7 protein-coding genes and 1 tRNA gene are annotated in these 15,021 nt (G+C 35.8%); 7 read left to right on the forward strand and 1 reads right to left on the reverse strand.

The window, feature by feature from the left end:
- Positions 1–3 precede the first annotated feature (3 nt).
- The 7 genes from NG743_RS16185 (at position 4) to NG743_RS16215 (ending at position 14,547) form a co-directional block, all read left to right on the forward strand.
- Entirely contained in the window at positions 4–3,318 is a 3,315-nt protein-coding gene (locus NG743_RS16185) for a PfaB family protein (protein ID WP_257120439.1), read from the forward strand.
- A gap of 211 nt (positions 3,319–3,529) precedes the next feature.
- Positions 3,530–5,197, forward strand: coding sequence for a PfaD family polyunsaturated fatty acid/polyketide biosynthesis protein (locus NG743_RS16190; protein WP_027403733.1), 1,668 nt, complete (start codon positions 3,530–3,532; stop codon positions 5,195–5,197).
- A 2-nt stretch (positions 5,198–5,199) separates the two neighbouring features.
- Positions 5,200–6,714 carry a thioester reductase domain-containing protein gene (locus NG743_RS16195; protein WP_027403734.1) on the forward strand — a complete coding sequence of 505 codons (1,515 nt, stop codon included), beginning with the start codon at positions 5,200–5,202 and terminating at the stop codon, positions 6,712–6,714.
- 175 nt (positions 6,715–6,889) lie between these two features.
- On the forward strand, positions 6,890–7,681 hold the full coding sequence (locus NG743_RS16200) for an SDR family NAD(P)-dependent oxidoreductase (RefSeq protein ID WP_027403735.1): 792 nt from the start codon (positions 6,890–6,892) through the stop codon (positions 7,679–7,681).
- Between the two features lie 84 nt (positions 7,682–7,765).
- Complete coding sequence (locus tag NG743_RS16205; protein ID WP_027403736.1) at positions 7,766–8,356, forward strand: Uma2 family endonuclease; 591 nt, start codon at positions 7,766–7,768, stop codon at positions 8,354–8,356.
- Between the two features lie 416 nt (positions 8,357–8,772).
- Complete coding sequence (gene chlP / locus NG743_RS16210; RefSeq protein WP_257120440.1) at positions 8,773–9,993, forward strand: geranylgeranyl reductase; 1,221 nt, start codon at positions 8,773–8,775, stop codon at positions 9,991–9,993.
- Positions 9,994–10,302: 309 nt separating this feature from the next.
- Entirely contained in the window at positions 10,303–14,547 is a 4,245-nt protein-coding gene (locus NG743_RS16215) for a Hachiman antiphage defense system protein HamA (RefSeq protein ID WP_257120441.1), read from the forward strand.
- A gap of 224 nt (positions 14,548–14,771) precedes the next feature.
- On the opposite strand, the gene NG743_RS16220 is transcribed toward NG743_RS16215, so the two are convergent.
- Positions 14,772–14,843, reverse strand: a tRNA-Thr gene (locus NG743_RS16220).
- Between the last annotated feature and the right edge of the window lie 178 nt (positions 14,844–15,021).

Consider the following 15,021-nt stretch of genomic DNA (forward strand, 5'->3'; position numbering starts at 1 on the left):
CAAATGAATATTCAGCAACATAAGACTGCAAAAATGGCAATTGTGGGCATGGATGCCTTTTTTGGAGAATGTCAAGAATTAGATGCCTTTGAGAGCAGCATTTACGATGGAAAACAGCATTTTATTCCTCTGCCAGAATCAAGATGGCATGGTATTAATGAACAAGAAACTTTACTGCGAGAGTATGGGTTAGAAGCTGGAAAAGTCCCCCAAGGAGCGTATATTGATAATTTTGAAGTTGATACTTTAGCGTACAAAATTCCTCCTAATGAAGTTGAAAAAATCAACTCTCAACAACTTTTATTATTAAGAGTTGCTGACCACGCCCTCAAAGATGCGGGAATTTTACCTAATAGCAACGTAGCGGTAATTATTGCCGCAGATACAGAATTATCTGTACACCAACTCCAGCAAAGATGGAATTTACCTTGGCAAATTAAAGATGGTTTAAATGGTGCAGAAATTGTTTTATCACCAGAAAAGATCAATCAATTAGAAGGCATAGTTCAAGATAGTATTCACAATCAAGTTGAACTTAGTGAATATCTCAGTCACGTTACTAATATTATGGCTAGTCGGATTTCCTCCTTATGGAATTTCTCTGGTCCATCCTTTACGATTAGCGCCGTCGAAACAGCCGCTTTCAAAGCCTTAGAATTAGCGCAAATGCTGCTAGATACCCATGAAGTAGATGCTGTAGTTGTGGGTGCTGTTGACTTAGCAGGGGGTGTAGAAAATGTCTTATTGCGAAGTCAATTTGGCAAAATTAATACAGGAGTCAATACCTTAAGTTTTGACGAAAAAGCTAATGGTTGGAATGTGGGAGAAGGTGCAGGTGCAGTTGTTCTTAAACGTCATGATACAGCGTTAGCAAATAATCAACGTATCTATGCAGTAATTGATGGTATTAGCATTGGTCAATCTTCCTCAATGGCTGTAGATAGCCATACCATTACTCAAGTATGTCAACAAGCTTTTCAACAAGCCGGCATTGAACCCACAAAAGTTAATTACTTAGAAGTCTGCGCTAGTGGTATCCCCGCAGAAGACGAAGCCGAAATTAACGGTATCCTTCAAGCTTATCCCTCAGTAGGAGATGGTTTACACTGCGCTATAGGTAGCGTTAAATCTAATATTGGTCATACCTTCGTTGCCTCTGGAATTGCCAGTTTAATTAAAACTGCACTGAGTATTTATCACAGATATATTCCCGGAACTCCTAATTGGTCTGGTGTGAAAACACCGCAAGTATGGGAAGGTAGTCCTTTCTATGTTGCCACAGAATCGAGACCCTGGTTTTTGCAAAAAGAAGTCAAATCTCGAATTTCTGCGATTAATAGTATTGGTTGCGACGGTTCTTTTGCCCATATCATCTTATCAGAAGAAACCCAACAACCAGAACGCACTAGCAAATATTTAGAATCCAGACCTTTGCATTTATTACCCATTGCCGCAGATGATCAATCTAGCTTATTAGCAGCATTGGATCATTTGCAAGCAACAATTGAAAATGCTGATTCTCTCAAAAATATTGCGAGTCAAACCTTTGTTAAATTTCAACAAAATTCTGACAGCAAATATACACTTTCCCTAACTGGACGCAACAAAAAAGAATTAATTAAAGAAATTAATTCTGCGAAAAAAGGTGTAACTAATGCCTTTGCAAATGGTAAAGATTGGCAAACTCCCATAGGTAGTTATTTCACACCCAAACCCCTGGGTAAAGATGGAGAAATTGCCTTTGTTTATCCCGCTGCTGTTAATACTTACCTGGGTATTGGTCGGAGTCTTTTCCGTTTATTTCCTAAAGTCTTAGATGATGTGATTATCAAAAGTCTTGACGAACGGGCTGCGGATGTTGAAAAATTGGTATTTCCGAGAAGTTTGAGTAAATTGTCAACTCGACAATTAGAAATTCTAGAAAAAAAATTGTTAGATGATTCTCTGGCAATGTTTGAAGCAGAAGTGCTTTTTACCAGATTAATCTCCACAATTATTACTGAGGATTTCCAAATTAAACCTAAATATATTTTCGGATATAGCTTAGGTGAAACTAGCATGATGGTTGCTCAAGGAGTATGGAGCAATTTTTATGAAGTCAGTCACACATTTAATTCATCAGCTTTATTTGGAGATAGATTATCTGGTCCTAAAAATGCTGTCCGTGAGTATTGGGGACTACCAAAAACTGACATAGTTCCAGAAAATAAGTTATGGGCTAACTACGTTCTCATGGCTAGTTCAGCCCAAGTTAGAGAATGTTTAAAAAATGAACCTCACGTTTATTTGACACAGATTAATACAGCAGAAGAAGTATTAATTGCCGGAGAACCAGCCGCGTGTGAACGAGTAATTAAAACCCTGGGTTGTAATTCCTTTCCTGCTCCTTTTGATCATGTAATTCATTGTCAAGCAATGCAATCAGAATCTCAAGAATTGGAAAAATTATACACTATACCAGCGCAAAAAATACCCGGAATTAAGTTTTATTCTGCGGCTGAATATCAATCAATTGAACTTGATAGCCAAGAAATTGCTCACAATATTGCTACAGGGTTATGTCAACAACTCGACTTCCCCCGCTTGGTTAATCGCGTTTATGGTGACGGGGCAAAAATATTTATTGAAGCCGGCGCTGGTGGTATTTGTTCACGCTGGATAGATAAAAATTTAGCTAATCAAGAACATCTTACCGTATCCCTAAACCGACGCGGTACAGATGACCATAGTTCCCTAATTAAAGCATTAGCAAAACTATTAAGTCATCAAGTCAAGTTGAATCTAGCTCCTTTATATAACCTATTCTCAGAAAACACTCAACAAAAAAAAGCTGCACTGAGGAAAGTTACATTAGGTGGTAGTTCCATGACTGCTGCAATTTTAAATGCAGAAAATCGCCAAATTTTTGCTAATAACCAAAAGCAAACAATTTCTACTCAGCCAGAGTATAAAATCATTAATTCTCTACAGACATCCGAGAAAATAGCACCCACAGAGATTTACCCCAAACCCCAACCAAAGCTACAAAAAAATACCATAAAAACGATCATGGAGAACGGTTTGGAATTGTCAAAGAAACTAAAATTCTTTGAGTCAACAAAAATCTTAAAGCCAAACATAAATCAAGAATCTGGTGAAAAAATTAGCATGAATGATTTAAAAAAAGCTCAGTATCAAAACTTGAGTAACAATACTGCCAAATTAACTAAAACTCACACAAACTTCTTAGCAGCTAGACAGGATTTTAGTCAGCAAATGAGCGAAATTATTCAATTGCAACTAGCTTGCGCTCAAAACTTACTCAAGGAAGAGAAATAATTCACTTAGTGTTAAGTGTAAAACTCTTTTTTAACTAACCACAGAGGCACAGAGGACACAGAGGGAAGAAAAAATGCTTAACTGAACTGTGTTCAGAAATGGACTGAAAATTACACTGAGATGTAATGTTCTTTCTCTGCGCCTCTGCGCCTCTGCGTGAGCTAGATTCTTCATTTCACATCCTTTGCTTATAAATTGAGGAATAATTACCGTGACAACAATCGAGACGGTACTAAGTAAACATGATAATGGACTGGGTTTTTTCACCTGTAATCACCAAAACCAAATTTGGAAGGGTTCATTAGATTGTGTTAGCTTTGAAAAAAGTGCTATCAAAGATAAACTATTAACATCAGATAAACCTTGTTATATTATTAAAATAGCTGGGAAAATCGGTGCTACTAATGATGGTTATTTATCATCTGCTGATAATGCTTTATCTGGACAAGCAGAACTTTTAATATCACTCCCTCCCCTACGTTTACAACAACTTGGCGACCCTAGTTTTCTCGCCGCTTATGGTGTAAAATATGCCTATATGACAGGAGCAATGGCTGGGGGTATTGCTTCTGAAGAAATGGTAATTGCACTCGGAAAAGAGAAAATTTTAAGTTCTTTTGGTGCAGGTGGTTTACTTCCAGAACGCTTAGAAACTGCGATTAATACTATTCAAGAAGCGTTACCTAGTGGTCCTTATGCTTTCAATTTAATTCACAGTCCTAACGAACCAGCTATTGAACGCCGCGCTGTAGATTTATATCTGAAATATGGTGTCAGAACTGTAGAAGCATCAGCATTTTTAGACTTAACTCCTAATATCGTTTATTATCGAGTTGCTGGGTTAAGATTAAATGCAGCTAATCAAATTGATATCCGAAATAAGGTAATAGCTAAAGTTTCCCGTCGAGAAGTTGCCACTAAATTTTTACAACCAGCACCGGAACGAATTCTCAAAGAGTTACTTCAGCAAGGACTAATTACCGAATTGCAAGCTAATTTGGCTAGACAAGTGCCAATGGCTGATGATATTACCGTTGAGGCTGATTCTGGTGGTCATACAGATAATCGTCCTTTAGTATGTTTATTACCTTCAATTATTGCCCTCAGAGATGAAATTCAAGGGCAATATAATTACTCAGTTCCTATTAGAATTGGCGTGGCTGGAGGCATTGGTACACCAGAAGCAGCTTTAGCTGGTTTTATGATGGGTGCTGCTTATATAGTGACTGGTTCAATTAATCAATCTTGTGTGGAATCTGGCGCTTGTGAACATACTAAAAAGTTGTTAGCACAAGCAGAAATGGCAGATATGACAATGGCTCCCGCAGCCGATATGTTTGAAATGGGAGTCAAATTACAAGTTCTCAAACGGGGGACAATGTTTCCCATGCGAGCGCAAAAACTATATGAATTGTATCGCACTTACGACTCTATTGAACAGATTCCCTCAGCAGAAAAAGAGAAGCTAGAAAAACAAATTTTCCGTAAAAGTCTTGCGGAAGTTTGGGAAGGTGCAGCGGCATATTTATCCCAAAAAAATCCTGAAAAATTGGGTAAAGCTGTTAATAATCCTAAATTGAAAATGGCTGTAATCTTTCGTTGGTATTTGGGATTATCTTCTCGGTGGTCTAGCACTGGTGAAAAAGGTCGGGAAGTTGATTATCAAATATGGTGTGGTCCAGCTATGGGTGGTTTCAATGACTGGGTGCGTGGTTCATATTTGTCAGAATATAATCAGCGTCATGTTGTTGATGTTGCTGACCAAATTATGAGGGGGACAGCATTTTTATATCGTAGTCACAGTTTAAAAATGCAGGGTTTACAAATGCCTACTTATTACAGTCAATATCAACCAATTCCTTCTACATTGGAGAAGTAAAAATGAGTTTAAAACAGTCTTGTACTTCTGAAAGTATTCAATCATTTCTAGTTTCCCATCTCGCGGAAGTTGTCGGAGTTGAAACCGCAGAAATTGATGTTGATGAAAACTTAGAAAATTATGGTTTGGATTCTGCTCAAGCCATGATGATCATTAGTAAATTAGAGGAATTACTAGGTTTTAAACCTTCTCCTATTTTACTTTGGCATTATCCTAATATTGCGGCACTTTCCCAACGATTGTCAGAAGAATCTAGTGATGGTTCTCAGCTACAAGATGCAGGTTCAAGCACAAATTCCCCTGTTAGTTTTGCTCCTCCTCTTCTAGATTTGGCTGCGGAAGCTGTTCTAGACCCCACTATTCAACCCATAGGCACTGCTGTTTCTGTTACTAACCCTAAAAACATCTTTTTAACCGGGGGAACGGGTTATTTAGGTGCTTTTATTATCAAGGAATTACTAGAAGTATCGGACGCAAATCTTTATTGTTTAGTCCGTGCTGATAATGTAGAAGCAGGTAAAAGCAAATTAGAAAATAATTTGCAACAATATGGCATTTGGCAAGATCATTATAGTGGCAGAATTATTCCCATTATTGGGGATTTAGCACAGCCACATTTAGGAATTAATGCAGAACAATTTCAAAATCTAGCTGCTAATATTGATGCTATTTATCATAGTGCAGCTTTACTGAATTATGTTTATCCTTACTCAGCATTAAAAACAGCGAATGTTTTGGGTACACAAGAAGTTTTGCGTTTGGCTTGTCAAACTAAGGTTAAGCCATTGCATTATGTTTCTAGTGTGGCTGTTTTTGAATCCAGTGCTTATGCTGGTAAGTTAGTTAAAGAAGATGATGATTTTCATGATTGGGAAGGTATTTTCCTCGGTTATTCCCAAACTAAATGGGTGGCAGAAAAATTAGTGAAAATTGCTGGTAGTCGAGGATTACCTATCACTATTCATAGACCTCCTTTAATTTCTGGAGATAGCCAAACCGGAATTTGCAATACCCATGATTTCATCAATTTGATGATTAAAGGTTGTCTGCAAATGGGTTCTTTCCCTGATGTAGATTATATGTTAGATATGTCTCCAGTTGATTATGTGAGCAAATCTGTTGTTTATCTTTCTCGACAAGAAACATCTGTAGGTAAAGCTTTCCATTTACAACATCCTCAACCTGCTTCTTTAAAATCTTTAGTTGATTGGGTGCGTTCTTTTGGATTTTCACTGAAGATGATTCCTTATGAAGAGTGGCAAGCAGAGTTAATTAATAATGTCACATCTCAAGACAATCCTTTATATACTTTGCGTCCATTTTTACTAGAACGTTGGTCTGATGAACAAATCACCATTCCTGATTTATATTTACAAGCAAGAAGACCAATTATCAGTTGCGAAGAAACTCTAGCAGCACTAAAAGGCAGTTCCATTCTTTGTCCTCCCATTGATTCTCAATTGTTGATGATTTATACATCTTACTTAGTACAAACTGGTTTCCTAAGTCTTGCTTAATATCAATTTTAGGTGAAGCTGCACATAATTATTAAATCCAGAGTTTATCCGCGTTCATCTGCGGTCAATTATTCTGGAAATATTAATTATATGCAGCTTTATTTGAATTTGTTATAATATAGGGATATTGGCAGAATTCGTCAGTGCCAATTTCAGCTAACTCAACTTTCTTAAAATGAACATAAAGTGTCAGGGAACAGTTTTGATTACGGGTGCAGCTAATGGTATCGGTTATCAATTAGCTCGTATTTTTGCTCATAATAATTATAATCTAGTCTTGGTAGATAGACTAGAAGAAAAAATCACAAAAATAGCTGTGGATTTTGCAGAAGAGTTTAGAATTTCTGTTAAACCTATTATTAAAGATTTATCTATATCTATATCTCCTGAAGAAATTTTCACAGAATTACAAGAATCTGGTATTAAAGTTGATATTCTGGTAAATAATGCTGGGTTTGGGACTTATGGGTTATTTAATGAAACTAATCTCAAGACTGAATTAGAAATGTTGCAAGTAAATTTAGTTTGTCTGACCCATTTAACTAAGTTGTTTCTCAAAGAAATGGTTAAACAAGGTCATGGCAAGATATTAAATGTTGCTTCTGCGGCTGCATTTCAACCAGGTCCGTTAATGGCAGTGTATTTTGCCACTAAAGCCTATATTCTATCATTTTCAGAAGCGATCGCTAATGAATTAGAAGGTACAGGTGTCACCGTCACAGTTCTTTGTCCAGGTTCAACTGCATCTGCTTTTCATGAAAGAACCGGCATGGCAGATTCTAAAATGCTGAAGGGGAAAAATATGATGGATGCGGAAACTGTGGCTCAGATGGGCTATGATGCGTTAATGAGAGGAAAGACAATTGTTATTCCTGGGTTTATGAATAAAATGATGTCAAAATGTGTGAGGTTTATTCCTAGAAAACTTGTCACAAAAATTGTCAGAAGTATGCAAGAAGACAAGTAGGGGTTTAGAACTGCTGAACCGTCACAAAATTAGATCATGATAGAATCTTATTAATATCACAATTATTAACTCTGTGTTGATATTATGCGAACACAAACAAGATACTACACACCAGAAGAATACCTAGAACTCGAAGAACAAGCAGAGTATAAAAGCGAATATCGGGATGGAGAAATTATAGCTATGACTGGAGGAACAACAAATCATAATAAAATAGCTCTTAATTTCGCAGCTTCCTTAAAATACGGATTAAGAAAGAAAAACTATGCCGTTTATATTGGTGATGTCCGCTTGTGGATACCGCGTTATCGTCAACATACATACCCTGATGTGATGATAATTCAAGGAGAACCTATTTATGCTACTGAAAATACTACCACTGTGATGAATCCTTTATTAATTGCTGAAGTTTCATCTAAATCAACTAGTAATTATGACCAAAGTGATAAATTCATGTATTATCGTTCTATACCTGAATTTAAAGAATATATTTTAATCAATCAATATCAATATCATGTCATGCAATATGTGAAAACAAATGATGGTAAATGGATATTCACAGAGTTAGAATCGGAATCAGACATTTTAACATTACAAACTATAGATTTTCAGATTGCTTTAAGTGAAATATATGAACAGGTAAATTTTACCCAAAGCAATGAAAATCAAGAATAATCATAATGTATCTTTGATATCCTGTATTTGCTGTTATACTGATTTGCCGTGAGACTAAAATTCATACCCTTAATCAGCAACGCCGAATTTTGGGCTTTGGTGGGTGAAGGTATGATTTTTCAGGCTTCGCCCCGCTTCGCTAACACGAAGAGGCGCAGAGTCGTAGAGAGTAAGAGTTTGAGAAATAGAATGTTTGATTTTTATACCTCAGTTCAGCAATGTCCATATTTAATGATTAGTTGTTATTCTAGTTATCATTGACTAATATTTACTCATAAGATATAAAAAACACGGGTTTCATGTCGAAATATTAAGGAATATTGTATTTATATCAAAACCTGGAGCTACAAAGGAAATTCAGCCAAAAGTCCGTGATAGGATACTTTGGGAAAATATTCATAATTAGGAGAAAACCTTTGACACTACGGGTTGCTGTTGTGGGTTCGGGACCTGCGGGTTCATGCGCTGCCGAAACCCTAGCTAAAGCTGGGATTGAAACCTATTTGTTTGAGCGCAAGTTAGATAACGCCAAACCTTGTGGGGGCGCTATTCCTCTGTGCATGGTGAGTGAGTTTGACTTACCTCCGGCAATTATTGACCGTCGGGTACGGAAGATGAAAATGATTTCTCCTTCTAATCGTGAAGTTGATATCAATCTGATAAATGAAGAAGAATATATAGGAATGTGCCGCCGAGAAGTGCTGGATGGTTTCTTGCGGGACCGGGCGGCAAAATTAGGGGCAAATTTAATTAACGCCACTGTTCATAAAGTTGATATTCCTGGGAACAATACCGACCCCTATACCATTCACTATGTTGACCATACAGGAGACGGGGCGCAAGGCGTTACCAAAACCCTAAAGGTGGATTTAATCGTGGGTGCTGACGGGGCAAATTCCCGCGTTGCCAAGGATATGGGCGCTGGAGATTACAATTATGCGATCGCCTTCCAAGAACGCATTCGTCTTCCCCAAGACAAAATGGACTATTACAACGACCTCGCCGAAATGTACGTTGGCGATGATGTTTCCACCGACTTCTACGCTTGGGTATTCCCCAAACACGATCACGTAGCCGTCGGTACTGGCACAATGCACATCAACAAAGCCAGAATCAAACAATTTCAAACTGGTATTCGCGCCCGTGCTGCGGAAAAACTCGCTGGTGGTGAAATCATCAAAATCGAGGCACATCCCATCCCTGAACATCCCCGCCCCCGTCGCGTTGTCGGTCGCATAGCCTTGGTAGGAGATGCTGCTGGTTATGTTACCAAGTCCTCCGGGGAAGGTATCTACTTCGCTGCTAAATCTGGCAGAATGTGCGCTGAAGCCATTGTGGAAGCCGCTAACGGTGGGGCGCGGATTCCCACAGAACGCGACCTCAAAGTGTACATCAAGCGTTGGGATAAGAAATACGGACTCACCTACAAAGTGTTAGACATTCTTCAAAACGTCTTCTATCGTTCCGATGCTACCCGTGAAGCATTTGTAGAAATGTGTGATGACATGGATGTACAAAAGCTAACTTTTGATAGTTATCTCTATAAAACTGTAGTTCCCGCTAACCCCTTCACCCAGTTAAAAATTACTGCCAAAACCCTTGGTAGTTTAATTCGTGGTAACGCCCTTGCACCCTAAATATAGGAAATCAGAAGCCGGAAATTCGTTTCTGGGCTTCTTTTTTTTTGGGGTGCTTTCGCCTGTGTTCTAATCATTACAGGTTTTGTCAAAAGTGTCCGCACATGACAAAGATAGAAATAATCTAACCACACGGAAATAACAGCTTTAGCTTCATTTAGGGTAGAACATCAGAAGGAAATTTAGGATATTGAGAGAGCTAATTCTAAATCTCCAAACGAACAATTTTCGTTGTCTGACAGTTTAAATTGCAAAATGTAATATATAATACTTTTAGATTTCTCGTGAGAATGAATTTAGTAATACAATATGGATTTTTTAAAAACATTTGCCGAAAATATAGAGTCAAAACCTTGTTTAAAATCTACTAATCATAACTATGAAATACAAAAGGTTTCTCCAAAAAATTTAGAAACATTTTTAAATCATCTAAAGCTAGTTATTCCTTTTTTTTGTGAACATCCACACAGCATTCTTGAAGAGATAGAGAAGTTAAGAGAAGATGGGCTAGAGTCTATTGTTAAGTATCTTCATAAAGCAACTAAAAATAATACTAGAGTTTGGAATGGAACTATTGGGGAAGCAATAGCAACTTGTTATATACTAAGTTCTACAGACTATAAAATTCCTGTTTTCAAACTTCGTTTTGCAACTAATAGAACAATGGCAATGCACGGAGATGACGTACTTGGAATGAAGTTCAATGCAGATGGAACACCACAAAAATTATTAGTTGTAGAAGTTAAAAATTATGGTGCTAATCCCAAGCAAGCTGTTGAAAAAGCTAGTGATGGTTTGCTCAAAGTTCAACAAGGTTCGATAACGCTTTTAGGTTTTATTATTAATATTCTTAAAACAAAAGATAGACTTAATGAAGCAAAACAAGTTAAAAGATTTAATGATCCTTATAATTATTCATATCACACTGAATATTTAGCCTTTATCGTAACACAAGAAAGTAAATGGAAAGATGAATATTTTGATGCTGTTGTTGATGGGATAAAACCACCTCTAATTATCAACGCCTTTTTAATCCCAAACTGGATAGAGGATCAAAAACAATTAGTATTACCAGAGGATAATAAAACACCAACCAAAATAACACTTCCTGACGTTGAAATTAATGAATTAGAAGATTTACGAAAACTACTGGATAACCGCACTTTTAAAAATGAGCATAATCAGTTGGCTTCTGAAGCATTAAGTATTGATTTAAAAAATCAGCAAAGAAAATCTACTCCTTACAAATACAATCCTATCAAATTAGAAAAATCTGCTAATTTTCTGGCATCAACAGGATATAATCTCTTAGATGATTCTTCTGAAGAAGCAGAGAAGGTACTCAAGGAAGCGGCTGTTATTCATGAAAGATTAGCAATTGTGAGACTTGAGGATGGCCAAAAATTTCCTGCTGTTGATAATATTATTACGAGTGCTTTACTTTATAGTTTAGCTGGTTATAACGCTAATGCTAAAGTTCTCGTATCCAAAATTTTATGTCATCAAGATATTCAAGATAGCCTATCTTCCGACACTCCAAGAATTTTACTTGCCTATCTTTTAAACGGTGAAATTATTAAAATACAAGATAGGTTAGCTCAATTCTTCTATCAGTTCCCTCAAAATAAATTAGAAGAAGTAGAAGAGTTTCCAAAAGAAGAGGAAGAATGGATGTACTGGGTATCTGAAAAAATTAGTAGTATTGGAGATTATTTAACTGCTAAAGTATTTGCATATTTTATTCATTATCTGCGTACAGGAAACAAGTTATACAAAAGTGAAATTATTAAGCTGACAATAGCTGCTGGCAAGCAATATGCAACTATTGGTAATTATCGTTCCTATGTTCTTCTTAGCTCTATTCGTAGATATTTGGAAAATTTAATCGAAAATTCAACGCAAAATTTGGTTAGAAGTAATCTTGTTGACATTCAAGAGGAATGGAAACTTTACCTACGATTTTTATCTACACTTGGTAAATTTCCGATGATGTCAATGTGGAAATCACAACGAAAGGCTTTGCAAGAAGGATTGTTAGAAGATAAATATCTTATTATTGCTATGCCTACCAGTGCAGGAAAAACAAAAACGGTTGAAATAGCAATCTATAAAGCACTGAAAAATAATCCAGATAAAATATGTGCTTATGTTGTTCCTACTAGAGCTTTAGCTTATGAGGTTGAAAGTAGCTTATCTGTGAGCTTATCCCGTGTTAATATAAACGTTTCCATTCTTTATGGTGGGTATGATTTTAGTCAACTTGAGGAAGATGTTCTTCAAGACAATCAAGTTTTTGTTTTAACCCCTGAAAAGCTAGATTTACTAACTCGTAGTAATGATTTATTTAAAAATAAACTGGCTCTCATTATTATTGATGAAGTACATGATTCAGCAGCAGCAAATCTTAGAAGTATGAGGCAGGAATTAACCTACTCAAGATTACTGGCGATTGCGGAAAGAAATAAAATTAGAGTAATTGGAATTTCAGCAGTTATCAATAATGCTGGAGATTTTGCTAAATGGCTTTGTAATGATGAAAATAATGTTATAGAGATAGATTGGCGACCTACAAAACAAAGATTAGGATATATTAAATGGGTATCAGGTAGAGCTAGAGTACAGTATTTAGTTCAAACTGATGACTATCCAACTGATGATTTTTTCATACAATTACCTTTTGTTCAATCTCAATGTAAGAAAAAAGGTCAAAAGGGTGGGTCTTACATAGATAGCAATTTTGTTGCAGCAAGACTTGCTATTTATTATTCAAAAACGGGTTCTACCTTAGTTTTTACAACTACAAAACCTCTTGTTGAATCTATTGCTAAATGTCTTATTCAAATCCAAGAAAATGAACAATTGGTTATTTCACTACAAATGCAAAATATTGCAAATGAACTAGCTGAAATCTTAGGTGATAATCATTTGCTTGTAAAGTCCATTAATCATGGATTTTGCTATCATCATAGTGAACTTCCTAGCACAGTTCGGCGAAAAGTAGAAAATGCAGTACGAGCCAATATTATCCCACTAATTATTTCTACAACTACATTATCACAAGGCGTTAATCTACCCATTAAAAATGTAATTGTTCATTCATTATCAATGCACGGAATAATTAGCATGACTCAGTATAAAAATGCAGTCGGACGTGCTGGAAGAGCAGGTGCTGAAACAGAAGGACATATTATTTTCTGTGCTGAAAAGGATTTGGAACGAGTTCAGCAAGAAGAAACTACTGAAAAATCGGAAAGTTTTCTCATGTCAGGGATAAAGAATTTAGTAAAATTAAGATTACTATCAGTTGATTCAACCGAAGATTTTCTATCTTTGTGGGCAACATCTTCAACAAGTCAATTTAGAAAAAATAGTGATAACTATGAAACCTGGACAAAACAAATGCAAACAAAAGCAAGGAAAAGTCAAGCAGAAATTTTATCTTATTTGGATTCCCAGATTTTAGCATGGATTCTAGAAACCTGTATTGATGAAGTTGATGAAGAAAAAATTGAAGTTATCTTTAAAAGATTATTATGTAATGTTCAATCTTTAGAGATACAAAGTATTTTAGCTGAATTTAAAGAAGCTTTAAAAGCGAGAGCTATCTCACTTAAAGAAAGTTTACCAGATATCCAAAAACGTCAATTATTTAATATTACTGGATTAGGCGTAGATAGTAATCAATTAATAACAGAGTATGCTCACAAACTTGTTAAAGAAATTGATAAATTCAATAACTTAAGTGACTTACCTAGAGAATTTTGGCAAGAAACTTATAATATATTTAAGGAAATTACAGAACTCAAACAAGATTTACATTTGGATAATGGCATTGATCCTTTAATCGGTTGGCTTGATGGAAAAGATTATAAAGAACTAGCAGATTTATACTTTGATGGAAACAGCGAAATTGTTGTTAAAAAGTTAGAAAAAGTTATTCATGCTTTTGCTTGGGGTTTTAACTCACTCATTAGTCATATCAACTTTTACTTAAATTTAAATGGTAAGAAAATTCCTAATATTTTCAAAAGTCTTACCTCATTTATAACTCATGGAGTATCAAATACCGCAGCAGTATACGCAATTAGTTTAGGTGTTCATGATCGTCAGATAGCTATTGCTTTAAGTACAACCTATCAATTAGCTTTTCCTCAAATAGAATATACACACTTTAAGAGATGGTTATTTACTTTGAGTTTTGAGCAATGGAAAGATATTGCTCATGTAGAAGATGAAAATATTAGCAAGATTGAAGAACATTTCAAAAATGTCCAGACAAAACAACAAAAATTGGAGAAAAATACAAATATATTCGATTGCTCATTAATCAAAATTAATGATTTTATTATAACCAATGGAAATGTTGAAAAAGACGATTTAATTATAGTTAGTTTTGACGAAAATTTATATCTGACAACTTATGAATATAAATTTTATTGCCAACTTGACGGAGAGAAGATTGAAAGATTAAAACAATTTGATAGACAAGTATATGATTTTGTTATTGATGATATTGATCAACAAAGGGAGACAGTATCAATTGTAGTTTATTAAAATTGATATATTGTGCGGGTTTGAACAGTTTTATTTTCTTCAAATTTGGGAATAATTGGAATAAAGATATGATTTATTATTCATCATTTAAAAAGTTAATTTTTTTGTAGTTACTCATAAATAACATCTAACCACACAGGAATCACAGGCTTACCTTCATCCAGGGATGCGATCGCAAACCACACTCCACGTCAAAAAGAAAAAGGGAATGTCCATTTAATAAAGGCCAGCAGTTGGATTTGAACCTACGACCTTCCGATTACAAGTCGGATGCACTACCACTGTGCTATGCTGGCGGTTTGGGTAAGAACGTTTTTAATTGCCTCACCGATTTCATATTATAGCATAGGCATATCATTTGTCTAGAGGGTAAGCAAAATATTTTTCCAGTTGCCAAGAATCAGTAAAACTAGCGGACGTGCTGTAGATTGATGCAAAAATATTTGGTACAGTGCAATTGGAGTATTCCTGGTG

The sequence above is a fragment of the Dolichospermum heterosporum TAC447 genome (assembly GCF_024584745.1).
GTDB classification, from domain to species: Bacteria; Cyanobacteriota; Cyanobacteriia; order Cyanobacteriales; family Nostocaceae; genus Dolichospermum; species Dolichospermum heterosporum.